Genomic DNA, 23,044 nt, shown 5'->3' with positions numbered 1-23,044 from the left:
TCACAGGGATTAACCTATATGCGTACTCAGTTATTTTTTAAGGTCGCCGCGCTCGCTGGCCTGTTAGCATTGGCCGGCTGCTCATCTAAAATCGCTAAACCGGAACAATATTCGGGATTTTTAAAAGATTATTCTAACTTAAAAGAAACCACCTCGGCGTCCGGCAAACCGGAACTGCGCTGGATTTCTCCGGATTACAATCCGAGCAACTATGACAACGTTGTTTATAATCCAATCACCTACTACCCGGTACCGAAACCGACCACTCAGGTGGGCGAGAAGGCGCTCAGCGATATCCTGAGTTACACCAATAAAGAGATGAAACAGGCTATTTCCGAGCGTAAACCGCTGGCCACCACCGCAGGTAAGCGCAGCCTGATCTTCCGCGGCGCCATCACCGGCGTGGATTCCAGCAAAGAAGGCCTGCAGTTCTACGAAGTGATCCCGGTCGCGATGATTATCGCCGGTACCCAGGCGGCAACCGGTCACCGTACCATGGATACCAACCTGTACTTTGAAGGTGAACTGATTGATGCGGCGACCAAAAAGCCGGTCATCAAAGTGGTCCGTAAAGGCGAAGGCAAAAACCTGTCCAACGAAAATACGCCACTCACCGTCGAGACGCTGAAGCAGGTGATTGACGATATGGCGATTGACGCGGTGAAATTCGACCCCAATAACCGTTAATCTGGCGTATCCGTTAATCAAGGCGCTAGTGGTTGATAGCGCCTTTTTCATTTCCCCTCGAGGGTAGCGCGAGCGTCAGCAGCGATCCGAGCGAACCCAGGCCAGTCTTCGCCGCAGCAGCCACTGCTCCGGGCGAGCGAACATCACCAGATTTCCGACCAGGATCAGCGCCAGTCCGGCCACGGCGTTGCTATGCCAGACGTAACCTTCATAAAAAGTCGAAATGGTCAGCGCGACGAGTGGAAACAGCAGGGTGCTGTATGCCGCTTTACCCGCGCCGATTCGCCCCACCAGCGTAAAATAGGCGCCAAAAGCAATCACCGAGCCAAACACGGCCAGATATAGCAGCGCCCCCATATAGCTCAACGTCCACTGTGGGGCAAAGCTATCACCGCGTATCAGCGCGATGGTGCCCATGACCAGGGTGCCGTAAAGCATGGCCCAACTGTTGGTGGTCAAGGTCTCCAGGCCGCGGCGCTGGTGGCGGATGCTGAGCATATTGCCGAGTGAAAAGCCATAGGTTCCCAGCGCGCTGAGGGCAATACCCAGCAGGAGCGAGGCGTTCAGGCCGCTGGCCCATAAATCATCCCAGAATAGCGTCACGATCCCCGCCAGTCCCAGCGCAGCGGCCAGCCAGAATCGGCCCGGAGGCTGCTGGCGATAGAAGAGAAAGCTATTGATCGCGTTAAACAACACCGCCATGGAGAAGATCACCGACTCCAGCCCGGTATTGATATACGCGGCGGCGGTATAAAAACACCAGAAATTAAAACAGAAGACGCAGCAGCCCTGCAGCAGGCAGAAGAGATGGTCGCGCGCGGCCAGCGGGCGCAGGCGACGGGTAACCAGCAGAATGGTCAGCATCGCGACGCTGGCGACGGCAAAGCGCCAGAAAATGGACACCGGCGCGGCAACCGGCCCCTGCTGCAAAAAGATAGCAATCCATGTCGTGCCCCAGATAACCACGACCAACCCGTAGAGTAATGCGTTCAAAATGTCTCTCCTGTGAGTGTTGTCGCGATCATTTTGCGGTCTGGCGCCGCGCGGCGCTGTCATCTACTTGTTGCCGACTTGCAAATTCTTGCGCTTATTTTTAGCCAGCGGCGGGGGAATGCTGGTATCTGCCAGCGACTCTTCATAGACTAGCGATCTGCGGAATCAGAAGTGTGAAGGGTTATGGCTTACGGGACTTTCGAAACATTGCGTCAAAAAAATGCCGTGCTGCGGGGGACGGTGAACCTCAACTCCGGTATTCAACTGGCGGCGTGGTATAACAATCTTGATACCATTACGGTACAAAGCGACCACCACACCCTGAGCCTGTATATTGCCGATGGCTACGAAAGTTACCAAAAAACGCCCCACGGCTGGAAAAACGGCGGCGGGCCGGACCGTTTCTGTCTGATGCCGAAAGGCGATGAGAGCACCTGGGATATCCGCGGCGATCTCTCATTTGTGCATCTCTACTGCACCGATGAACACCTGCGCCGGGTAGGCGAGCAGATTTGGGACCGCAGCCCGGCCTCGTTCACGCTGCAGGAGAAAACGTTTTCCAGCGATGACAAAATCACCGCCGTCTACCGCCAGTTTCTCCTCGACAACGACTGGCAGCAGCAGGCGAATCAGCTGACGTTGAGTTCGGCCAGCACGCTGCTGCTTACTCACCTGATTCAGCACTATTCGAACGTTCAGTGGCGTTTACCGACGGTGACCGGCGGGCTGGCGCCGCACGTCTTGCGCAATCTGCTGGCATGGATTGAGGAGAACCTCGACCGGCCGTTAACCCTTGCCGATCTGGCGCAGGAAGCGGCGTTAAGCGAATACCATTTTGCGCGGATGTTTCGCCAGTCGATGAAGATGGCACCGCATCAGTACGTTATGCAGCGGCGGATGGTTAAAGCGCAGGCGCTGATTAGCCAGAGTCAGCTGCCGTTAACCGATATCGCCATGGCCTGCGGTTTTAGCAGCGCCAGCCACTTCAGCAACCGGGTGAAAAGCGCCACCGGCCTGACGCCCTCGCAGCTACGCGCGGCGCAGCGTTGACAGCAAAACGTAGCTGACGCCGCCGAGAACCAGCCCCCAAAACGCAGAACCGATGCCGGCCAGCGTCACGCCGCTGGCGGTGACCAGAAATGTCACTACCGCCGCATCGCGCTCACTCTCATGATTCAACGCCTGAAACAGGCTGCCGCCGATGGTGCCGAGTAGCGCAAGCCCGGCAAGCATCTGGATCCACGCCATCGGTAGCGCTGACATCAGCGAGGTGATGGATCCGCCGAATATTCCCGCCAACAGATAAAAAACGCCCGCCGCTGCCGCCGCGAGCCAGCGTTTTTGCGGGTCCGGATGGGCTTCCGGGCTCTGGCAAATCGCGGCCGTAATGGCAGCGATGCAGATCGAATAGACGCCAAAGGGCGACAGCAGCAGCGCCAGGCCGCCGGTGGCGACAATCAGCGTTGAAGCGGGGACCCGATAGCCCGAGGCCTGGAGGGTGGCGAAGCCGGGGGCGTTTTGCGACGCCATGGTGACGAGGAAAAACGGTATACCGACGCTGATCAACAGCGCTGGCGTAAATTCAGGGGCGATCCAGGAAGGGGCGACAATGCTGAAGCTTATTTGTGACGTTGTCACTTCTCCGCTCAATCCGGCCACCGCACTCCCTGTCAGCAGGGCGGCCACCACCGCGAAGCGGGGAAGCCAGGCTTTGCACAGTAACCATACGGCTAACATACTGCCGCATAACAGCAGATTAGCCTGCAGGCTGGCGAAAGCCTGCATGCCGAAGCGCAGCAAAATACCGGCCAGCATCGCCGCCGCCAGCGAATGAGGGATGATTTTCATTAGCCTGGCAAAGATGCCGGTGACGCCGCAAAGCACGATTAAGGCGTTGGCAAAAATAAAGACGCCAACCGCCTGGGAGAGCGTGACCCCCTGCAGACCGCTGACCAGCAGCGCCGCGCCGGGCGTTGACCAGGCCGTCAGGATGGGCACCTTTCGCCATACGGTGAGGGCCAGGGTGCTGATGCCCATACCCAGACCTAAGGCGGTCATCCAGCCGGCGATTTGCGAAGCATCGGCGCCTGCCGCCGCCGCGGCCTGCCAGATGATCGCTGCGGAACTGGCGTAGCCGACCAGTACGGCAACGAAGCCGGCCAACAGAGTCGGGAGAGGGAGAGTAAAAGTGCGCATGGATGTGCCTTGTGCGTTATAACGGTCGCTATAATTTAGCATTGTGCGTTATAGCGCACAACTGGCTTTTCGGCAACGCCAAACCCGGATAGCGGAGCCCGGGCGAGCGCTATACGTCAATTCCCTGTAGAATCAGGTGAATGTGCGTATAATTCCTTCAGATATTATTGGGAGGTTGAATGGATATTGCGCAACACCTGTCGGTAACGTTAAAAACGCTGCGCCAGCAGCGCGGCTGGAGCCTGTCGCGCCTGGCGGAAGAAACCAGCGTGTCGAAAGCCATGCTGGGCCAGATTGAACGCAACGAATCCAGCCCGACGGTAGCGACGTTATGGAAAATCGCCACCGGGCTTAACGTGCCGTTTTCCGCCTTTATCGTTGCCGATGAGGCAGGTGAACCGACGGCATTTGATCCCCAGCAGCAGGCAATGGTGGTCACGCCGCTTTTTCCTTGGGACCCGGTGCTGCGCTTCGATCACTTCTCAATCACCCTGGCCCCGGGCGCGCTGAGTGAGTCAACGCCGCATGAGCAAGGGGTTATCGAACATGTGGTGGTAATTAGCGGCGTGCTGGATCTTTGCCTGCAGGACACCTGGCAATCGCTGCAGCCCGGAGAAGGGCGGCGTTTCGCCGGAGATTTAGCGCACGCCTATCGCAATAGCGGCGCGCAGACTGCCCATTTCCATTCGCTGATCCACTACCCGAAATAAAAAAGCCGCGAGCAAACTCGCGGCCAGGCAAATGACTGAGACAACAAATCACAACGTGACGAGGAAAATCCGGAATACGTGATGACTCTATCCTCAGGCACTTTTTCTGGGAAATATCTTTTCCTTCAATGCTTTGCTAAAAACTGAAAATTCCTTCCGCGGCGGCGATGGAAAATGTTTTGGTCTGCGCCAGGTTCTGACTACAATAGCCGCCATTTCGACCCCCTATAATGGATAACGACGAGCGTATGCGCCTGCAAAACCATCATCTTGAACTACTGAGTCCTGCCCGCGATGCCGGGATCGCCCGTGAAGCGATTTTACACGGCGCGGATGCGGTCTACATCGGCGGGCCGGGCTTTGGCGCGCGCCACAACGCCAGCAACAGTCTGAGCGATATCGCCGGTCTGGTACCGTTTGCCCATCGCTACGGCGCGAAAGTGTTCGTGACCCTGAACACCATTCTTCATGATGATGAGCTGGAACCGGCGCAGCGCCTGATAACCGACCTGTATGAAACCGGCGTGGACGCGCTGATTGTCCAGGATATGGGGGTCATGGAGCTGGATATTCCGCCGATTGAGATGCACGCCAGCACCCAGTGCGATATCCGCAGCGTTGAGAAAGCGAAATTTCTCTCCGACGTCGGCTTCAGCCAAATCGTACTTGCCCGCGAGCTGAATCTTCAGCAGATCAAAGCGATTTACGATAACACCGACGCGACCATTGAGTTCTTCATCCACGGCGCGCTGTGCGTGGCCTATTCCGGCCAGTGCAATATTTCCCATGCTCAGACCGGGCGCAGCGCTAACCGCGGCGACTGCTCGCAGGCCTGCCGTCTGCCCTACACCCTGAAAGATGACCAGGGCCGCGTAGTGGCGTATGAAAAGCACCTGCTGTCAATGAAAGACAACGATCAGACCGCCAACCTGGCCGCGCTGATCGATGCCGGGGTACGTTCCTTCAAAATTGAAGGCCGCTACAAAGATATGAGCTACGTGAAGAACATCACCGCGCACTATCGCCAGATGCTCGACGCCATTATTGACGATCGCGGCGACCTGGCCCGCGCCTCGGCGGGGCGCACCGAACACTTCTTTGTTCCGTCAACGGATAAGACCTTCCATCGCGGCAGCACCGACTATTTTGTCAACGCGCGCAAAGGCGATATTGGCGCGTTTGACTCGCCGAAGTTTATTGGTCTGCCGGTGGGGGAAGTCCTGAAAGTCGGTAAAGACTTTCTCGACGTTGAGGTGAGCGAAACGCTGACCAACGGCGACGGCCTGAACGTGATGATCAAACGTGAAATCGTCGGCTTTCGCGCCAACACGGTGGAGAAAACCGGCGAAAACCGCTATCGCGTATGGCCGAACGAGATGCCCGCGGATTTACACAAAGTGCGTCCGCACCAGCCGTTAAACCGCAACCTCGATCATAACTGGCAGCAGGCGCTGCTGAAAACTTCCAGCGAGCGCCGCATCGCCGTCGATATCGAACTGAGCGGCTGGCAGGAACAGCTGGTCCTGACGATGACCAGCGAAGAGGGCGTGAGCGTCACCCACACGCTGGATGGCGAGTTTGCCGAGGCGACCCAGGCGGAGAAAGCGCTGGCGAACCTGCGCGATGGCGTGGCGAAGCTCGGCCAGACCCTTTACTATTCACGCAACGTTGAGATTAAGCTGCCCGGCGCGCTGTTCGTGCCAAACAGTCTGCTGAACCAGCTGCGCCGTGAAACGGCGGAAAGGCTTGATGATGCGCGTCTGAAGGCCGTGGTGCGCGGCAGCCGTAAGCCTGTTTCCGTGCCGCCACCGGTCTATCCGGAAACGCATCTGTCGTTTCTGGCTAACGTCTACAACCACAAAGCGCGCGAGTTTTATCAACGTTACGGCGTGCAGCTGATCGACGCCGCCTATGAAGCTCATGAAGAGAAGGGCGACGTGCCGGTCATGATTACCAAGCACTGCCTGCGCTTTGCCTTCAACCTGTGTCCGAAACAGGCCAAAGGTTCGATTAAAAGCTGGAAAGCGACGCCAATGCAGCTGATCCACGGCGATGAAGTGCTGACGCTGAAGTTTGACTGCCGCCCATGCGAAATGCACGTGGTCGGTAAGATAAAAAACCATATCCTGAAAATGCCGCTGCCGGGCAGCATCGTGGCCTCCGTGAGTCCCGATGAGCTGATGAAAACCCTGCCGAAACGCAAGGGCGCCTGATAACGAAATCGCTACTGGTAGTGATGCATTTTTGGTTTCCGCGCATTCTGCCAGTGGTGCTGCTCGCGCAGGTCGGAGGCGGCGTCTTCCGCCTGGCTGCGCAGCTCGTCGCTATCGGCTTCGTGCTGTAACTGCTGTTCGAGACTCTGTACCGGGAAGAAATCGTGTCCGTGCTGGCGGGCCAGCACGTGCCCGGAAAACAGGGCGCACGCCAGCAGTAATGTTGAAACGCTTCTTCTGAACATCTCTTTTTCCATGCTATCGGCGAATGAGGCTACTATGCCAGGGGCTGGGTGAGCTTATTACGTCGGTTATCAAAGAACAGAAAAGGCTTTGTCAGCATCGCCTGACGGATGGCGAAAAAAAGCCCGATGGTGTCGCCATCGGGCCGAATAACGTGACGGGCGGATCAGGCCTTTAACCCGGCGGCCGTCATCAGCAGCCGAAATCCCATGCTTACTGCCGCCAGCGCCAGCACGCTGCCTCCCCACAGGACCACCATCCATAACGTGCGCTTAAGCCATACTCGTTGCATCAGTGATACCCCTCGCCGTGTTGAACTTTGCCGCGAAAAACGTAGTAGCTCCAGAAGGTGTAGCCGAGGATCACCGGCAGAATAAGCAGCGCGCCAACCAGCATAAAGCCCTGGCTTTGCGGCGGCGCGGCGGCCTGCCAGAGGGTGATGCCCGGTGGAATAATATACGGCCAGATACTGATCCCCAGCCCGCTAAAACCGAGAAAGATCAGCCCCAGCGTGAGGACAAAAGGCAGCAGGTGGCTGGCGCTGTTGCGCAGCGCTCGCCACAGCCAGGCGCTTATCGCCGCGACCAGCAGCGGTACCGGCAGCAGGAAGAAGAGATTTGGCAAGCTAAACCAGCGCTCGGCGATGGCCGTCTGCGCCAGCGGGGTCCAGATGCTGATGGCGACAATCACCGCCAGTAGCGCCAGCAGCAAACCGCGCGCGGTCACACGCATATTGCGGTGGAGCGCATTCTCGCTCTTCATCACCAGCCAGCTGGCGCCCAGCAGCGCATACGCAATGCACAGTCCCAGGCCGCAGAACAGGGTAAACGGCGTAAACCAGTCAAACATCCCACCGCTGAAGCTGCGGCCGCTGACCGCGAAGCCGTTGATCACCGCGCCGACGACCATCCCCTGGGTGAAGGTGGCCAGAATCGAACCGCCCATAAAGGCGCGATCCCAGAACGGGCGGTGCGATGGCGTCGCGTTAAAGCGGAATTCAAAAGCGACGCCGCGAAAAATAAGCCCGATCAGCATCAGGGTGAGGGGGATCGCCAGCGCGTCGATAATTACCGCATAGGCCAGCGGAAAAGCGCCAAACAGGCCCGCGCCGCCGAGCACCAGCCAGGTCTCATTGCCATCCCAGACCGGCGCGACGCTGTTCACCATGACGTCGCGATCCGCCGCGTCCCGCGTGGTACTGAATAAAATGCCAATGCCCAGGTCGAAGCCGTCCATCACGATATACATCAGGGTGGCGAAGACGATGATGACAAACCAAATAACCGATAAATCGATCCCCATTACCAGGACTCCTTCTGCTGTACATGGTCCGTTGCGGCGGAAAGCGGGCGGGCAGGCGTACCGGTGCCAGGCGGCTGAGCGTCCTGCGGCCCTTTGCGAATCAGACGCAGCATATAGCTATAACCTACGCCGAATACCGAACCGTAGACGACGATAAACGTCAGCAGACTGATGGACATATGCAGGTCGCCGTGAGCGGAGACGGCATCTGCGGTACGCTGTACGCCGTAGACAACCCACGGCTGGCGCCCCACCTCGGTGGTCACCCAGCCCGCGAGGATAGCGATAAGTCCCGATGGCCCCATCCATAGCGCAAAGCGTAAAAAGGGTCGGGAGTGATAGAGGCGACCGCGATAGCGCAGCCACAGGGCCAGCGCGCCGAGCAGGATCATCAGCATGCCGAGGCCGGCCATCAGACGGAAGGACCAGAACACGATGGTGGCATTAGGGCGATCTTTCGCCGCGAACTCTTTCAGCGCGGGAACCTGTTTATCCAGGCTGTGGGTGAGGATCAGGCTGCCGAGGGCCGGGATTTCCAGACCATAGCGCGTCCGTTCCTGCTGCATATCCGGCCAGCCGAACAGCAGCAGCGGGGTGGGTTCTCCGGGGATATTCTCCCAGTGCCCCTCGATAGCGGCGATTTTCGCCGGCTGGTGCTTGAGCGTATTCAGCCCGTGCATATCGCCAATCATGGCCTGAACCGGGGCGACAATCAGCGTCATCCACAGCGCCATGGAGAACATCGCGCGAACGGCGGGCGTGTTGTTGCCGCGCAGCAGGTGCCAGGCTGCCGATGCGCCGACGAACAGCGCGCTGCTGAGAAAGGCCGCCACCGACATATGCAGCAGACGGTAGGGAAACGACGGGTTAAAGATAACCGCGAACCAGTCCACCGGCACCACCTGGCCATTGACGATCTCAAACCCCTGCGGCGTTTGCATCCAGCTATTGGACGCGAGGATCCAGAAGGTGGAGATTATCGTCCCCAGCGCCACCATGCAGGTGGCGAAGAAGTGCAGGCCCGGCCCGACGCGGTTCCAGCCGAACAGCATGACGCCGAGGAATCCGGCTTCAAGGAAGAAGGCGGTCAGAACTTCGTAGGTCAGCAGCGGGCCGGTAATGCTCCCGGCAAACTCGGAGAATCCGCTCCAGTTGGTACCAAACTGGTAGGCCATGACCAGACCTGAGACCACCCCCATGCCGAAGTTGACGGCGAAGATTTTCGACCAGAAGTGGTAGAGCGAGCGCCAGGTCGGGTTTTTCGTTTTTAACCATAAGCCTTCGAGAACCGCCAGGTAGCTGGCTAACCCGATAGTGATGGCGGGGAAGATGATATGAAATGACACGGTGAAGGCGAACTGGATCCGCGCCAGGTGGAATGCATCAAGACCGAACATGCAAAACTCCGCAATAAAATTGATTCAGCGCAATTCTAGGCCTCCACCATGGTGGATTGCAGGAACAGAAACCCTGTTTTTATCTATAACAGTTGTCGATTTAAGCTTCTGTTTCTTGTGATAATTCCTATTTTTCTAAAATCAAGCTATTTCACACCCGCGGATAGTATGTTATTTTAATTTGACGTTAGCGCTGCAAGTCAGTATTTAAACGTTCCTTTGGGTAAGCGATATTTATATTTTAAACCTAAGTATAAACATCCTGAATAATTCATAAGTTGTGTATCAATCCTATAATAAAATAATTGACCGTTTTTACCGCGCACACATACGCCTTCATTAACGCTGGTTTCGTGTGCTGTGGATTTTAATCTGGGATTTTAACTCAGCGTGATTTGAGCGCTGAGTTAAGGATATGTTTAATACATGCCCGTAATTTTATGGGTTGTTATTGGATAGTGTATTTATTGATTATTTTTTACAGAGGATGTGATTATGTCGACTAATGGACTTCGTAGCTTGTGTACTGTTTTGTTAATTATGACTTTTTTCTGGATACTGGTTGTTAGTGGGATAGTTATGCTATTTTGAATAATAGCTTGTCATTTAATCACCTGAGTATATTCTGCATCAGGTGGATATATGAGCAATAAACGAAAGGCTTAGCTGTAAGTAATTCGTGCTATCGCCAATGCCAATCTTAGAAAATAGGTCAGTATATAAACACTGGCCTATTTTATAAACTGATATACAATTGTGCTGACATTTTCTTGCGGATTGTTATATGAAAAAGTACCAGCAGCTGGCGCAGCAGATTACCGAACAGATTGGCCTTGGGGTGTGGTTACCCGGCGACCGGTTGCCCTCACTGCGGGAACAGGTGGTCAGCAGCGGGATGAGTTTCATGACCGTCAGTCACGCCTACCAGCTGCTGGAAAGCCAGGGCCGGATCATTGCCCGCCCGCAGTCCGGCTATTATGTCGCGCCGCAGCCGATCAAACAGCGCCAGCCTGAGCCGCCCGCCCAGGTGACGCGCGATGAGTCCGTTGATATCAACACCTACATTTTCGAGGTGCTGCAGGCCAGCCGTCAGGCGTCCATGCTGCCGTTTGCCTCCGCTTTTCCCGATCCGCGCCTGTTTCCACTGCCGCAGCTTAACCGCTCTCTGGCGCAGGTCAGCAAAACCGCCACCGCCATGAGCGTGATTGAAAACCTGCCGCCGGGGAATGATGAACTCCGCCATGCCATTGCCCGCCGCTACGCGCTGCAGGGAATGAATATCTCGCCGGATGAAATCGTCATCACCGCCGGAGCGCTGGAGGCGTTGAACCTTAGCCTGCAGGCCGTTACTGAACCGGGCGATTGGGTCGTTGTGGAAAACCCCTGCTTCTACGGGGCGCTGCAGGCGCTGGAAAGGCTGCGCCTGAAGGCGCTGTCGGTGGCGACCGATGTTAAAGAGGGCATTGACCTCGACGCGCTGGAGCAGGCGTTGCAGAATTACCCGGTTAAAGCCTGCTGGCTGATGACCAACGGGCAAAACCCGCTCGGCTTTACCCTCAGCGCGGAGAAAAAAACGCAGCTGGTCGCGCTGCTGGCGCGCTACAAGGTGATGCTGATTGAAGATGATGTCTACAGCGAGCTCTATTTCGGCCGCGAGAAACCGCTGCCGGCAAAGTACTGGGATCGCGACGATATGACGCTGCACTGCAGCTCTTTTTCCAAGTGCCTGGTGCCCGGGTTCCGCATTGGCTGGGTGGCGGCGGGCAGGCACGCCCGACGCATTCAGCAGCTACAGCTGATGAGCACGCTCTCAACCAGTTCACCCATGCAGCTGGCGCTGGTGGATTACCTCTCGACCAAGCGCTATGACGCCCATTTGCGGCGTTTGCGCCGCCAGCTTGCCGAGCGCAAGCAGCTGGCCTGGCAGGCGCTGCTGCGTCATCTGCCCGCGGAGGTGAAAATCCATCATAGCGACAGCGGCTATTTTCTCTGGCTCGAGCTCCCCGCCGGGAGCGACGCGGGGGAGCTGAGCGCCCGCGCGCTGGCGTATAATATCAGCATTGCGCCGGGGAAAATGTTCTCCACCTCCGCCAGCTGGACCGCATTTTTTCGCTTTAATACCGCGTGGGGCTGGGGCGAAAGAGAGGAGCAGGGGGTTAAGCGGCTGGGCGAACTGATTCGCGAGATGCTGGCGTAGCTGGGATGGCGGTCCGCTTGCCCGGGCAGGGGAAGTTTATTGGCGCCCGGGCAAGCGCAGAATATCCCTGACCGGTTCGGCCGCCACCCGGCAAAAAACCGCGGCGGCAGAGAAAACGGTTTTTTCATTTATCCGGGGTTTTGTTTATATCCAGCGGTTATCCCTTTCCTTAAAAATATGCCGCTGACCCAGGCTGAATATCATTCCGGTTATTATTGTTTCGCGGTAAACCATATGAAATTTGCATAGTCATATTAACTCGCTAACCGCTTGTCTATAATCCGCAAAGTCAGCCCGTGTCGCACGTTTTGTGCGTAATGCGCCCCTTGTCACAACCTGAATAAATTTCCCCGGGAGGCCATAGCGCGCCGTCTACTGTTATTAAGGGAGATATTTTTACGGCATGGCTGCCGCTCATTTTCTTGTGACAGGAGTAAGACCCGATGAGCAAAAAAATTGCCCGTGGCAGCCTTTGCGTGCTGGGTATGGTTTGCCTGACGGCGCAGGCCGCCGAACCGCCGACGTCTCTCGATAAAGGTGAAGGCCGTCTCGATATTATCGCCTGGCCGGGATATATCGAACGGGGACAGACCGATAAAAGCTACGACTGGGTAACCCAGTTTGAAAAAGAATCCGGCTGTCAGGTCAACGTTAAAACCGCGGCCACGTCCGACGAGATGGTCAGCCTGATGGCGAAAGGCGGTTATGACCTGGTCACCGCGTCCGGCGACGCCTCGCTGCGCCTGATTATGGGCAAGCGCGTGCAGCCGATTGACACCGCGCTGATCGCTAACTGGAAGTCCCTCGACCCGCGCGTGGAAAAAGGCGCGTGGTTCAACGTCAACGGTAAGGTTTACGGCACTCCCTACCAGTGGGGGCCGAACCTGCTGATGTACAACACGAAAACCTTCCCGACGCCGCCGGACAGCTGGGGCGTGGTGTTCGTCAAACAAAACCTGCCGGACGGTAAAACCAACCTGGGCCGCGTGCAGGCCTATGACGGGCCGATTTATATTGCCGATGCCGCGCTGTTCGTCAAAGCCACCCAGCCTCAGTTGGGCATCAGTGACCCCTATCAGCTTACCGAAGCGCAATATCAGGCGGTACTCAAGGTGCTGCGCGATCAGCACGCCCTGATTCATCGCTACTGGCACGACACCACCGTACAGATGAGCGATTTTAAAAACGAAGGCGTCGTGGCCTCCAGCGCCTGGCCCTATCAGGCCAACGGTCTGAAGGCGGAAGGTCAGCCGATTGCGACCGTTTTCCCGAAAGAGGGGGTTACCGGCTGGGCGGATACCACCATGCTGCATAGCGACGCGAAACACCCGGTCTGCGCCTATAAATGGATGAACTGGTCGCTGACGCCGAAAGTGCAGGGGGATGTCGCGGCCTGGTTTGGTTCGCTACCGGTGGTACCCGAGGGGTGCAAAGCCAGCACGCTGCTGGGGGACAAAGGCTGCGAGACCAATGGTTACAACGAATTTGCCAAAATCGCGTTCTGGAAAACGCCGGTAGCGGAAGGCGGGAAATTTGTTCCCTATAGCCGCTGGACCCAGGATTACATTGCGATTATGGGCGGTCGTTAAGTCGCCGGAGGCGAAGAACATGCACGCGGTAGAGTTCGATAATGTTTCGCGGCTGTACGGCGACGTGCGGGCGGTGGACGGCGTCAGTATCGCCATTCGCGATGGCGAATTTTTCTCCATGCTGGGGCCCTCCGGCTCCGGCAAAACCACCTGCCTGCGCCTGATTGCCGGGTTTGAACAGCTTTCGGGCGGCGCCATTCGCATTTTTGGTAAAGCGGCCAGCGAACTGCCGCCGTGGCAGCGCGACGTGAATACGGTGTTCCAGGATTACGCGCTGTTTCCTCATATGTCGGTCCTCGATAACGTCGCCTACGGGCTGATGGTCAAAGGCGTCGGTAAGAAAGCGCGGCATGCCCGCGCGCTGGAGGCGCTGGAGAAGGTCGCGCTCGCGTTTGTCCACGCGCGCAGGCCATCGCAGCTTTCCGGCGGCCAGCGCCAGCGGGTGGCGATCGCCCGCGCGCTGGTGAATCAGCCGCGCGTCCTGCTGCTCGATGAGCCGCTCGGGGCGCTGGATTTAAAACTGCGTGAACAGATGCAGCTGGAGCTAAAGAAACTGCAGCAGGCGCTGGGCATTACCTTTATTTTTGTGACCCACGATCAGGGCGAAGCCCTGTCGATGTCCGATCGCGTGGCAGTGTTTAATAATGGGCGAATCGAACAGGTTGATGCGCCCCAGGACCTCTATTTGCGGCCTAAAACGGCGTTTGTGGCCGGCTTTGTCGGGACCGCCAACGTATTCAGCAGCGAGCAGGCGCACAAGCTGTGCGCGATGGCGGGAACGTGGTCGCTGCGCCCGGAACATATCCGGCTGAACGTTGCCGGGGAGATCCAGGCGGAGGGCGTTGTGCAGGCGGTGCAGTATCAGGGGGCCGCGACCCGCGTCGAACTCAAGCTGGCGAATGGCGAGAAGCTGTTGGTGAGCCAGGCGAATAGTGATGGTCATGCCGCGTTAAACGCGCCGCCGGTGGGGCAAACGGTGCTGGCTTCGTGGTCGCGAGCGGCGATGGTGCCGCTGGAGAGCGGAGGCTGATATGACGATGGTGATTCCGACCGCCACCACCGGGCGCGTATCCGCGCTGTTCTGGCGCAAACCCTCGCTGGCCCTGTTTTTGCTTCTGCTCGGTCCGCTCATGTGGTTTGGCATTGTCTATCTGGGGTCGTTGCTGACCCTGCTATGGCAAAGCTTCTACACCTTCGACGATTTCACCATGTCGGTCACTCACGACCTGACGCTGGCCAATCTGCAGGCGCTGTTTAACCCGGCGAACTACGACATCATTATCCGTACCCTGACGATGGCGCTGTCGGTGACCGTCGCCAGCGCGATTCTGGCCTTGCCTATGGCCTGGTACATGGCCCACTATACTAAGGGCAAGATGAAGGCGTTTTTCTACATCGCCGTGATGCTGCCAATGTGGGCAAGCTATATTGTCAAAGCCTATGCATGGACGCTGCTGTTGGCGAAAGATGGCGTTGCGCAGTGGTTCCTGCGCCATCTTGGCCTGGAAAGCGTACTGAGCATGGTGCTGACGATCCCGGCGGTTGGCGGCAATACGTTATCGACGTCCGGACTGGGTCGCTTCCTGGTGTTCGTCTATATCTGGCTGCCGTTTATGATCCTGCCGGTGCAGGCCGCGCTGGAACGCCTGCCGCCATCATTACTTCAGGCCTCCGCCGATCTGGGCGCTCGTCCGCGCCAGACCTTCCGCTACGTGGTGCTGCCGCTGGCGATCCCCGGCATTGCCGCAGGATCGATTTTTACCTTCTCCCTGACGCTCGGCGATTTTATCGTGCCGCAGCTGGTGGGGCCGCCGGGATTCTTTATCGGCAATATGGTCTATTCCCAGCAGGGGGCGATTGGCAATATGCCCATGGCGGCGGCGTTTACCCTGGTGCCTATCGTGCTGATTGCCCTTTATCTGGCGTTTGTAAAACGTCTGGGAGCGTTTGATGCACTCTGAACGCGCACCGCTGCTCCTGAAAGTGGCAACCTGGGGAGGGGTGATCTTTCTCCATTTCCCGCTGCTGATTATCGCGCTCTATGCGTTTAATACCGAAGACGCCGCCTTCAGCTTTCCGCCACAGGGCCTGACGTTGCGCTGGTTTAGCGAGGCGGCGGGGCGCGGGGATATTATCGATGCCGTGACGTTGTCACTTAAAATCGCCGCGCTCTCTACCGCTATCGCTCTGCTACTTGGCACGCTGGCTGCAGGTGCGCTATGGCGCAGCACGTTTTTTGGCAAAAACGCCGTCTCGCTACTGCTGCTGTTGCCGATAGCACTACCCGGCATTATCACCGGACTGGCGCTGCTCACTGCCTTCAAGGCCGTCAATCTGGAACCCGGATTGCTGACGATCGTCGTGGGGCATGCGACGTTCTGCGTCGTTGTGGTGTTTAACAACGTCATTGCCCGCTTTCGCCGGACTTCCTGGAGCCTGGTGGAGGCGTCGATGGACTTAGGCGCCACGGGATGGCAAACCTTTCGCTATGTGGTGTTGCCCAATTTGGGGTCGGCGCTGCTGGCGGGAGGCATGCTGGCGTTTGCCCTGTCGTTTGATGAAATTATCGTCACCACGTTCACCGCCGGGCACGAGCGCACGCTGCCGCTCTGGCTGCTCAATCAGCTCGGACGCCCGCGCGATGTCCCGGTGACCAACGTGGTTGCGCTGCTGGTGATGCTGGTGACGATGATGCCGATTCTGGGGGCCTGGTGGCTCACCCGTGACGGCGATGTCAGCGCTGAAAACGGAAAATAAAATATCGATACAGGATAATGCTATGCAAAATAACCTTTTAATTAACGGTAAGTTAGTGGCTGGAGAAGGCGAGACCGTGCCGGTGTTTAATCCCGCCACTGGTAAAGAGATCCTGTCAATTGCTGAGGCCACGGCGGCGCAGGTAGACGCTGCGGTTGAGGCCGCGGATCGGGCCTTTGTTAGCTGGAGTCAGACCACGCCAAAGTTCCGCGCCGAATGTCTGCTATCGCTGGCGGACGTGATTACTGAACATGCGCAGGCGCTGGCTGAGCTTGAATCGCTCAACTGCGGTAAGCCGCTGCACTGCGTGGTCAACGATGAGCTACCGGCGGTCGCCGATGTCTTCCGCTTCTTTGCCGGAGCGGCCCGCTGTCTGCCGGGCATGGCGGCGGGTGAGTATCTCGAAGGCCACACCTCCATGATTCGCCGCGACCCGGTTGGCGTGGTGGCCTCCATCGCGCCCTGGAACTACCCGCTGATGATGGCGGCATGGAAACTGGCCCCGGCGCTGGCGGCAGGCAACTGCGTGGTGATCAAACCCTCGGAGATCACCCCTTTAACGGCACTCAAACTGGGTGAGCTGGCAAAAGACGTTTTCCCCGCCGGGGTGCTTAATGTGCTGTTTGGCCGCGGCGCAACGGTCGGCGATCCGCTGACCGCTCACGCGAAGGTCCGCATGGTGTCGTTGACCGGTTCGATCGCCACTGGCGCGCATATCATCGGCCATACCGCATCGTCGATTAAACGTACGCATATGGAACTGGGCGGGAAAGCGCCGGTTATCGTCTTTGATGACGCGGATATCGACGCGGTGGTGGAGGGCGTACGGACCTTTGGATTCTATAACGCCGGCCAGGACTGTACCGCCGCCTGCCGGATTTACGCCCAGGCCGGAATTTATGACCAGCTGGTGGAAAAACTCGGCGCCGCGGTCGCCAGCCTGAAGATGGGCCCGCCGGAAGACGAAACGACCGAGCTGGGGCCGCTGAGCTCGCAGGCGCATCTGGACAGAGTCTGCGCCGCCGTCGATGCCGCCAGCGCGTTACCGCATATTCAGGTGGTCACCGGCGGCAGCAAAGCGCCAGGCAACGGTTACTACTATCAACCGACGCTGCTGGCGGGAGCGAAGCAGGAAGATGCGATTGTCCAGCGCGAGGTCTTCGGCCCGGTGGTCAGTATTACCTCATTTCATGACGAAGAGCAGGCGCTGAGCTGGGCCAACGATTCGCAGTATGGTCTGGCTTCGTCGGTCTGGACCAGGGACGTCGGCAGGGCACATCGCCTGAGCGCGCGTCTGCAGTATGGCTGCACCTGGGTTAACACCCATTTCATGCTGGTGAGCGAAATGCCGCACGGCGGGCAGAAGCTTTCGGGCTACGGCAAGGATATGTCGATGTACGGTCTGGAGGATTACACCACGATCCGGCACGTCATGATTAAGCACGGATAGGACGCGTTCGTGATAATCGCGTACCGGACAGATTACCCTGCTAATAGTTAGTCATAGCAAAAAATGCTAAAACGGAAGCGCTGGTTTATGAGAATATTCTCATGCCCCTTCAAGAGCTAAGCCATAATGAGTGCCGGAGATAAGCGCCGGATGGGGCTGGTACCCCCCAGGGTGCAGGATGCACCCTTAACGGGACACTGCAACGATTGATAATGATTCGTAAGCCCCTGCATGATATGCAGGGGCTTTTTGTTGTACGGTCGCTGCGGGTTTGTTACTGCGAGTGCGCCTGATATCGTAGCGTCATCAATTTGTTACGTATCAAGTCATCTGGTTTTTCGAAAATGATTATCAGACTAACGTTTTGTTTTTTTGCTCGGTAAACTCGCCTGGCGACGTTCGCGAACATAGGAAAAAAGATTATAAATTGCAGCAATAAGTAAAATAAGCGCCACAATGAGAACGGCGATTCCGGACATGTACCACCTCAAAAATAAATGAGTAAAAAACAAGTTTCGTATAACTTGTGATTATGAATGTATGATTTTGTGCTAACTAACGCAAATGATATTTCTTATCATTTAAAACCTGGTGGGGATGTCTGGCTTTTTGCTTTCGTTGTAATCTATTGATGTATATGTAATTTCTAATTATGGATTCATTCTACTGCAATCCTGGCTGCGCTGGAACCTGCTAATAATGATGATCGCATACCGGCATCGCGTCCAGGCGAGTATAAAGAACAGTAAACAATTCCCCACCGGTATGAAAAGCGCCTTTGTTTTTAGCTGTATCCTTAAGCGTTGGTGGTCGTGCCGCGATGATATTGAGGTCCGGCATTAACCCTATTAATAATCATGTTATTGATCCCGGCAGATGAAATTATTAAGCCTGCGATCTGCAATATAAATCCGGTGATATTTATTCACGCGCGATAATCTTTAGATTCTGCGCAATTGTAATGCTTATGTTAAATATTACGCATATCCAGGACGTCGATAAGAGAAAGGACGCAGGTTTGACTTTTTATAGCCGCTCATGCGAACATTCGGCGCAATTTGTTGCTTCGAAGTTGATATTGTTTTGAAAAAAATAGCGTGTTTCCTTTTTGTGGCCTGCGCCACGGCGATGCTTTACGGGAATTTTCCGGCCAAACAGATTATGGGCTGTGAAGAGCTGGGCGTCGCGGAACCGGTCTGCATGGCGGCCGCATGGGATAGTGAAAAAGTCGATCTTTTGCCGGTCTGGAATCCCGACGTCCAGAAGCTGATTACCGCGCAAAAGACCCTGTCTGCTGCGGAGCCGGGGTCTTTCAAATCGTAAAAAAGCAGCCTTCATGGGCTGCTTTTTTAGGTTTCATTGCTGAGTAAAATCGCTAAAACCAACCAAAACGAACGGATAACAGGCCGATAAGCGCAAGTGCCGCGCCGACATTTATCAGAAGGACGGTTTTGCTGGAAACATCCATAACGCCACCTTTATAAATAAGCCTCTACATTTATAGTACGAGCTCAAAGTTTGCGCTATCGGACAAAGACGAATCGGGCGTTTTTCTGAAATTAACCCTGTTACCTGTTTTAAAATACCATAATCTCTGACGCACTCTGGGGGTGCGAAAAGGCATCGCGGTCGGCGAAAATGCCAGTCAGGGAAGGAAGAAAAAAATGACGTTATACCAGAAAATGCTGATTTTTTACGGAGTTATGGGCTTCATCTGCGCGGTAATCAGCTGGTTCTTAACGAAAGAGAGCCGCTGGATCCGCCTGCTGGCGGCGCTGTTGATTGGTGCGACATGGCCGTTCAGTTTTCCCATGGCGCTGCTGGTCTCCCTGTTTTGAAGGAAAAATTGATGGCTCACTCTTGGTTATGACTGTATAAAAAAACAGTCATCACTCACGGAGCCTTTTCGATGCTTGGTTTTTACTCTTCTCAGGCTGGCGCTATTGTGCGCTGGCTCGACCTGCCCGGTCGCGGCGACCCTGTTGTTTTTATCCACGGCCTGGGCTGCGCCTCGACCTATGACTATCCGCGCGTTGCCGCCGACCCGGCGCTGGCCGGACGGCGAATGATTCTTGTCGATTTACCCGGTTTCGGCTACAGCGATAAACCCGAGTCCTTCGGCTACCGTATTGGCGATCAGGCCGGGGTGGTGGTTGAGCTGCTGGACCGCTTAGGGCTTGAGCGCTGCTATCTTTATGGCCACAGCATGGGGGGCAGCGTCGCGATTGAAGCGGCCGAGCGGCTCGCCGGACGGGTGCGGGCGCTGCTGGTGGCCGAGCCTAATCTCTATCCCGGGGGCGGCATGTACAGCAGACGTATCGCCGAACAAACTGAAGAACGCTTTATTGCTCGCGGCTACGCCGACATGCTGTCCGCAGACGCTTCGCCTTGGGCCGGCTGTCTGCAAAACAGCGCCCCCTGGGCGGTGTGGCGCGGCGCGACCAGCCTCGTGAAGGGCGTTAATCCTTCCTGGTTTAGCCGCTTTATCCACTTATCCTGTCCTAAGGCTCTGGTATACGGTGAAGATTCGCTACCGGCCCAGGAAGCGACGGATAGCGAAGCCGCCGGGATCCCGCTGCTGGTGATACCCCAGGCCGGGCACTCAATGGCGTGGGAAAACCCATCGGCGCTGGCCTGTACGCTGGCCGATTTTTACTCCGCTATTGAGGCAGAAGCCTGATTCGTGATCGCCGCATACAAAAAGAAACTATATTTCATTTATTTTGATGTATGGTTTCTTTTATTCATGGCGAGCGTGAAATGCGAAAAATCACTATCCTGGGTATCTCGGCTTTACTCTTTACACCGCTGCTTCTGCAAGGGTGCGCGACGCAAACTCCGCGCGGGACGACCTTCCGTCCCCAGCTTACGGCGGCAGAAGCGGCAACCTTCACCATTGAGCGCTATTTTGCGCAAGGCGGCGCGTTAAGTGCCCCCGATGGCCCCTGGTCGCCATCGCCAGTTCACCTCCCGCAAACCGAGAGCGCGTGGCGTGTGGCGCCGTCGGGAGCGCCGTTCACCCGCATTCAGCAGGCGGTTAACGCAGCAATAGGCCAGCATGGGGCGCAGGAGGCGCGCATCTATATCCGCATCGAACCGGGCATCTATCGTGAGACGGTCTATATCCCTGAAGGCGCGCCGCCGATAACCCTCTACGGTGCCGGAGATAGTCCTGAAGAGGTGAGAATTGAGCTGGCAATAGACTCGCAGTTCTCGATAGCGCGCTATCGCCAGCGGGTAAATAGCCAACAGCAATACCGCGAAGGCGATCCGGCATGGTATCAGTATGCGCTGTGCGCCGGGCGAACCAGCAAGACGATAGGCACCAACTGCGCGGCGGTGGTCTGGTCGCAAAGCGCGGATTTTCAGCTGCTGAATCTCAGCGTAGCCAATAGCCTGCTGGATACCGTAGACGGTGGAACGCATCAGGGCGTGGCGCTGCGGACGGACGGCGATCGCGTGCAGCTGGAGAACGTCCGCCTGCTCGGACGTCAGGACACGCTCTACGTAAATACCAGCAATCGGCGCAATGAGGCGGTAACCGACCGTATCAGCCGGGTATATGTGAAAGACAGCTACGTCGAAGGGGATGTGGACTACGTCTTTGGCCGGGCGAACGCCGTTTTTGATAACGTCCATTTTCACACCGTCTCAACGCGCCGCTCGCCCGAGGCATATGTGCTTGCGCCGAATACGTTGCCGGATAATCCATACGGCTTTCTGGTGAAGAATAGCCGCTTTACCGGCGACGGCGGCTATCAGGGCAGCTTCAAGGCGAAGCTGGGCCGCGCCTGGGATCAGGGGGCGGGGAAGACCGGTTATTTAGCGGGTAAAACCGCTAACGGGCAGGTGCTTATTGTCAACAGTACTATCGATCAAAGCTACGATCGGCTTTCCCCCTGGGGCGCTGCGGCCACCACCGCCCGGCCGTTCCGCGGTAATACCGCCGCAGAACGGCAGCTTGATGATGTTGCCTTCAACCGCCTGTGGGAATTCAATAACCACTGGCAGCCCTAGGCTTAAAACGGGAGTTCGCGCGGGACCGTTTGCAGCGTTATCCAGCGTAGCTCGGTAAACTCGGCAATTCCCGCGCGTCCGCCAAAGCGGCCGTAGCCTGACGATTTGCAGCCGCCAAACGGCATTTGCGCTTCGTCATGTACGGTGGGGCCGTTGATGTGGCAAATGCCGGTTTGCAGATTTTGCGCCAGGTTCCACGCCCTGGCGCTGTCCCGGCTGTATATCGCCGACGAGAGGCCATATTCGCTTTCATTGGCGACGGCCAGCGCTTCAGCTTCGTCCTTAACGCGAATAATCGATTTCACCGGACCGAACGACTCCTCATGCCAGATGCGCATTTCCCGGGTGACGCCATCAAGCAGGGTGGCGCGCATTTGCGGCGAATCGGATAGGCCGCCGGCCAGCAGGCGCGCCCCCTTCGCCAGCGCGTCCTCTATCAAGGCATTGCAGCGGGTAACGGTCTTCATGTCCACCACCGGGCCGAGCAGGCTTGCGGGCAGGGCGGCGGCGCGTCTGGCCAGCTGCGCCACAGACGCTTCCGCGACGGTCACGTCGACGATGATGCGCTCGGTGGACATGCAGATTTGTCCGGCGTTGGCGAATGCGCCAAAAATTGCGCCTGCCGCGGCCTGTTCGAGATCGGCGTCATCCAGCACAAGCAGCGGCGCTTTGCCGCCGAGTTCCAGCACCGCGGGTTTCAGATGTTCGCCGCAGGTGCGGGCGATTATCCGCCCCACCGGCGTCGAACCGGTGAAATTGATGCGGCGAACGGCGGGGTGGGCGATCAGAGACTCCACCAGCGCAGGCGCGTCGGCGGGGGCGCAGGTCAGATAATTGACTACGCCCGCGGGAAAGCCTGCCGCTGCCAGGGCATCAATGATCAACCCCTGGGTTGCCGGTGACAGCTCCGCGCCTTTGAGAATAACCGTATTTCCACAGGCCAGCGGCGTGGCGATAGCGCGGGTCGCGAGGATTAATGGCGCGTTCCACGGCGCCATGCCAAGCACCACGCCTGCGCCCTGGCGGATGCCCAACGCCAGGTTTCCCGGCACGTTGGAAGGGATCACCTGGCCCTCAATTTGCGTAGTCAGGGCGGCGGCTTCGCGCAGGATATCGGCGGCCAGATGAACGTTAAAACCGGCCCAGTGCGCGGTGGCTCCCGTTTCCGCCGCCATCGCGGCGATAAATTTCGCCTCACGACGCAGCATCTCTTCCGCGGCCTCCAGCAGGAGACGTCGGCGCTCGGCGGGTACCGTATCGCGCCACCGCGGGAACGCCGCGCCGGCGGCAGCG

General features: G+C 57.2%; 22 protein-coding genes and 1 pseudogene. 14 read left to right on the top strand and 9 right to left on the bottom strand.

What is annotated here, in order from left to right; genetic code table 11:
• Positions 1-18 precede the first annotated feature (18 nt).
• Positions 19-687 (top strand): DUF3313 domain-containing protein, encoded by a 669-nt coding sequence (locus tag HMPREF1144_RS12785; RefSeq protein WP_004850573.1) that lies wholly within the window; start codon positions 19-21, stop codon positions 685-687.
• 75 nt (positions 688-762) lie between these two features.
• Here the strand turns inward: HMPREF1144_RS12785 and HMPREF1144_RS12780 are convergent, their stop codons facing one another.
• Positions 763-1,680 (bottom strand): DMT family transporter, encoded by a 918-nt coding sequence (locus HMPREF1144_RS12780; protein ID WP_009652966.1) that lies wholly within the window; start codon positions 1,678-1,680, stop codon positions 763-765.
• A 183-nt stretch (positions 1,681-1,863) separates the two neighbouring features.
• Between HMPREF1144_RS12780 and HMPREF1144_RS12775 the strand changes: the two genes are divergently transcribed.
• A complete protein-coding gene (locus HMPREF1144_RS12775; RefSeq protein WP_004850577.1) occupies positions 1,864-2,730 on the top strand; it encodes an AraC family transcriptional regulator in 867 nt (288 codons plus the stop codon).
• Here HMPREF1144_RS12775 and HMPREF1144_RS12770 read toward each other — a convergent pair.
• Positions 2,710-3,876, bottom strand: a complete 1,167-nt coding sequence (locus HMPREF1144_RS12770; protein ID WP_004850580.1) for a benzoate/H(+) symporter BenE family transporter — start codon at positions 3,874-3,876, stop codon at positions 2,710-2,712. The two genes, HMPREF1144_RS12775 and HMPREF1144_RS12770, sit on opposite strands and share 21 nt — an antisense overlap.
• Before the next feature lie 179 nt (positions 3,877-4,055).
• Between HMPREF1144_RS12770 and HMPREF1144_RS12765 the strand changes: the two are divergent.
• Positions 4,056-4,668 (top strand): annotated as a pseudogene (locus HMPREF1144_RS12765) (helix-turn-helix domain-containing protein).
• Positions 4,669-4,834: 166 nt separating this feature from the next.
• Positions 4,835-6,799 (top strand): peptidase U32 family protein, encoded by a 1,965-nt coding sequence (locus HMPREF1144_RS12760; protein WP_042927693.1) that lies wholly within the window; start codon positions 4,835-4,837, stop codon positions 6,797-6,799.
• A gap of 11 nt (positions 6,800-6,810) precedes the next feature.
• On the opposite strand, the gene HMPREF1144_RS12755 is transcribed toward HMPREF1144_RS12760, so the two are convergent.
• The 4 genes from HMPREF1144_RS12755 to HMPREF1144_RS12745 all read right to left on the bottom strand — a co-directional run bounded on the left by HMPREF1144_RS12755 (position 6,811) and on the right by HMPREF1144_RS12745 (position 9,741).
• The gene (locus HMPREF1144_RS12755) at positions 6,811-7,044 is read right to left on the bottom strand and encodes a DUF2554 family protein (protein ID WP_004850586.1); all 234 of its coding nucleotides are present in this window, start codon (positions 7,042-7,044) and stop codon (positions 6,811-6,813) included.
• Positions 7,045-7,208: 164 nt separating this feature from the next.
• Positions 7,209-7,334 (bottom strand): DUF2474 domain-containing protein, encoded by a 126-nt coding sequence (locus tag HMPREF1144_RS31445; RefSeq protein ID WP_004850587.1) that lies wholly within the window; start codon positions 7,332-7,334, stop codon positions 7,209-7,211.
• Positions 7,334-8,344: a cytochrome d ubiquinol oxidase subunit II gene (cydB, locus tag HMPREF1144_RS12750; protein WP_004850589.1), complete on the bottom strand. Its 1,011-nt coding sequence runs from the start codon at positions 8,342-8,344 to the stop codon at positions 7,334-7,336. Before cydB ends, HMPREF1144_RS31445 begins: the two co-directional genes overlap by 1 nt.
• Entirely contained in the window at positions 8,344-9,741 is a 1,398-nt protein-coding gene (locus HMPREF1144_RS12745; RefSeq protein ID WP_009653009.1) for a cytochrome ubiquinol oxidase subunit I, read from the bottom strand. Before HMPREF1144_RS12745 ends, cydB begins: the two co-directional genes overlap by 1 nt.
• A gap of 784 nt (positions 9,742-10,525) precedes the next feature.
• Between HMPREF1144_RS12745 and HMPREF1144_RS12740 the strand changes: the two genes are divergently transcribed.
• The 6 genes from HMPREF1144_RS12740 (at position 10,526) to patD (ending at position 17,734) form a co-directional block, all read left to right on the top strand.
• Positions 10,526-11,938 carry a PLP-dependent aminotransferase family protein gene (locus HMPREF1144_RS12740; protein WP_004850592.1) on the top strand — a complete coding sequence of 471 codons (1,413 nt, stop codon included), beginning with the start codon at positions 10,526-10,528 and terminating at the stop codon, positions 11,936-11,938.
• 443 nt (positions 11,939-12,381) lie between these two features.
• Positions 12,382-13,527: a putative ABC transporter substrate-binding protein YdcS gene (gene ydcS, locus HMPREF1144_RS12730; protein WP_009653071.1), complete on the top strand. Its 1,146-nt coding sequence runs from the start codon at positions 12,382-12,384 to the stop codon at positions 13,525-13,527.
• A gap of 19 nt (positions 13,528-13,546) precedes the next feature.
• Complete coding sequence (locus HMPREF1144_RS12725; protein WP_004850595.1) at positions 13,547-14,557, top strand: ABC transporter ATP-binding protein; 1,011 nt, start codon at positions 13,547-13,549, stop codon at positions 14,555-14,557.
• 1 nt (position 14,558) lies between these two features.
• Entirely contained in the window at positions 14,559-15,488 is a 930-nt protein-coding gene (locus HMPREF1144_RS12720) for an ABC transporter permease (protein WP_009652961.1), read from the top strand.
• Complete coding sequence (locus HMPREF1144_RS12715; RefSeq protein ID WP_004850598.1) at positions 15,478-16,284, top strand: ABC transporter permease; 807 nt, start codon at positions 15,478-15,480, stop codon at positions 16,282-16,284. Before HMPREF1144_RS12720 ends, HMPREF1144_RS12715 begins: the two co-directional genes overlap by 11 nt.
• 22 nt (positions 16,285-16,306) lie before the next feature.
• Entirely contained in the window at positions 16,307-17,734 is a 1,428-nt protein-coding gene (gene patD / locus HMPREF1144_RS12710; RefSeq protein ID WP_009653000.1) for an aminobutyraldehyde dehydrogenase, read from the top strand.
• 356 nt (positions 17,735-18,090) lie between these two features.
• Here the strand turns inward: patD and HMPREF1144_RS32630 are convergent, their stop codons facing one another.
• Positions 18,091-18,213, bottom strand: a complete 123-nt coding sequence (locus tag HMPREF1144_RS32630) for a small membrane protein (RefSeq protein ID WP_004138919.1) — start codon at positions 18,211-18,213, stop codon at positions 18,091-18,093.
• A 604-nt stretch (positions 18,214-18,817) separates the two neighbouring features.
• On the opposite strand from HMPREF1144_RS32630, the gene HMPREF1144_RS12705 reads away from it, so the two are divergent.
• Entirely contained in the window at positions 18,818-19,057 is a 240-nt protein-coding gene (locus HMPREF1144_RS12705) for a hypothetical protein (RefSeq protein WP_370512452.1), read from the top strand.
• 52 nt (positions 19,058-19,109) lie between these two features.
• Here the strand turns inward: HMPREF1144_RS12705 and yncL are convergent, their stop codons facing one another.
• The gene (gene yncL, locus HMPREF1144_RS31440; protein WP_004101822.1) at positions 19,110-19,202 is read right to left on the bottom strand and encodes a stress response membrane protein YncL; all 93 of its coding nucleotides are present in this window, start codon (positions 19,200-19,202) and stop codon (positions 19,110-19,112) included.
• Positions 19,203-19,398: 196 nt separating this feature from the next.
• Between yncL and HMPREF1144_RS31435 the strand changes: the two genes are divergently transcribed.
• The 3 genes from HMPREF1144_RS31435 to HMPREF1144_RS12695 all read left to right on the top strand — a co-directional run bounded on the left by HMPREF1144_RS31435 (position 19,399) and on the right by HMPREF1144_RS12695 (position 21,751).
• Entirely contained in the window at positions 19,399-19,572 is a 174-nt protein-coding gene (locus HMPREF1144_RS31435) for a GhoT/OrtT family toxin (RefSeq protein ID WP_004850604.1), read from the top strand.
• Positions 19,573-19,643: 71 nt separating this feature from the next.
• Positions 19,644-20,414, top strand: coding sequence for an alpha/beta fold hydrolase (locus HMPREF1144_RS12700; protein WP_004850606.1), 771 nt, complete (start codon positions 19,644-19,646; stop codon positions 20,412-20,414).
• An 80-nt stretch (positions 20,415-20,494) separates the two neighbouring features.
• On the top strand, positions 20,495-21,751 hold the full coding sequence (locus HMPREF1144_RS12695) for a putative acyl-CoA thioester hydrolase (RefSeq protein ID WP_004850609.1): 1,257 nt from the start codon (positions 20,495-20,497) through the stop codon (positions 21,749-21,751).
• Between the two features lie 2 nt (positions 21,752-21,753).
• Here HMPREF1144_RS12695 and HMPREF1144_RS12690 read toward each other — a convergent pair.
• On the bottom strand, positions 21,754-23,044 hold a 1,291-nt coding region (locus tag HMPREF1144_RS12690; protein WP_009652988.1), incomplete at its 5' end, for an aldehyde dehydrogenase.

It is taken from the genome of Klebsiella sp. OBRC7, assembly GCF_000293135.1.
Taxonomy (GTDB): Bacteria; Pseudomonadota; Gammaproteobacteria; order Enterobacterales; family Enterobacteriaceae; genus Klebsiella; species Klebsiella michiganensis.
Note: the sequence above shows the minus strand (reverse complement) of the source record. Positions and strands in the feature narration are given on the sequence as shown.

Bases quoted from the DNA above. Each gene is read 5' to 3' on its own strand.
- HMPREF1144_RS32630 (WP_004138919.1), bottom strand. From the start codon at position 18,213: ATGTCCGGAATCGCCGTTCTCATTGTGGCGCTTATTTTACTTATTGCT.
- yncL (WP_004101822.1), bottom strand. From the start codon at position 19,202: ATGGATGTTTCCAGCAAAACCGTCCTTCTGATAAATGTCGGCGCGGCA.
- HMPREF1144_RS12700 (WP_004850606.1), top strand. From the start codon at position 19,644: ATGCTTGGTTTTTACTCTTCTCAGGCTGGCGCTATTGTGCGCTGGCTC.
- HMPREF1144_RS31445 (WP_004850587.1), bottom strand. From the start codon at position 7,334: ATGCAACGAGTATGGCTTAAGCGCACGTTATGGATGGTGGTCCTGTGG.
- HMPREF1144_RS12720 (WP_009652961.1), top strand. From the start codon at position 14,559: ATGACGATGGTGATTCCGACCGCCACCACCGGGCGCGTATCCGCGCTG.
- HMPREF1144_RS12745 (WP_009653009.1), bottom strand. From the start codon at position 9,741: ATGTTCGGTCTTGATGCATTCCACCTGGCGCGGATCCAGTTCGCCTTC.
- HMPREF1144_RS12755 (WP_004850586.1), bottom strand. From the start codon at position 7,044: ATGTTCAGAAGAAGCGTTTCAACATTACTGCTGGCGTGCGCCCTGTTT.
- patD (WP_009653000.1), top strand. From the start codon at position 16,307: ATGCAAAATAACCTTTTAATTAACGGTAAGTTAGTGGCTGGAGAAGGC.
- HMPREF1144_RS12715 (WP_004850598.1), top strand. From the start codon at position 15,478: ATGCACTCTGAACGCGCACCGCTGCTCCTGAAAGTGGCAACCTGGGGA.
- HMPREF1144_RS12760 (WP_042927693.1), top strand. From the start codon at position 4,835: ATGCGCCTGCAAAACCATCATCTTGAACTACTGAGTCCTGCCCGCGAT.
- ydcS (WP_009653071.1), top strand. From the start codon at position 12,382: ATGAGCAAAAAAATTGCCCGTGGCAGCCTTTGCGTGCTGGGTATGGTT.
- HMPREF1144_RS31435 (WP_004850604.1), top strand. From the start codon at position 19,399: ATGACGTTATACCAGAAAATGCTGATTTTTTACGGAGTTATGGGCTTC.
- HMPREF1144_RS12695 (WP_004850609.1), top strand. From the start codon at position 20,495: ATGCGAAAAATCACTATCCTGGGTATCTCGGCTTTACTCTTTACACCG.
- HMPREF1144_RS12785 (WP_004850573.1), top strand. From the start codon at position 19: ATGCGTACTCAGTTATTTTTTAAGGTCGCCGCGCTCGCTGGCCTGTTA.
- HMPREF1144_RS12775 (WP_004850577.1), top strand. From the start codon at position 1,864: ATGGCTTACGGGACTTTCGAAACATTGCGTCAAAAAAATGCCGTGCTG.
- HMPREF1144_RS12740 (WP_004850592.1), top strand. From the start codon at position 10,526: ATGAAAAAGTACCAGCAGCTGGCGCAGCAGATTACCGAACAGATTGGC.
- cydB (WP_004850589.1), bottom strand. From the start codon at position 8,344: ATGGGGATCGATTTATCGGTTATTTGGTTTGTCATCATCGTCTTCGCC.
- HMPREF1144_RS12770 (WP_004850580.1), bottom strand. From the start codon at position 3,876: ATGCGCACTTTTACTCTCCCTCTCCCGACTCTGTTGGCCGGCTTCGTT.
- HMPREF1144_RS12725 (WP_004850595.1), top strand. From the start codon at position 13,547: ATGCACGCGGTAGAGTTCGATAATGTTTCGCGGCTGTACGGCGACGTG.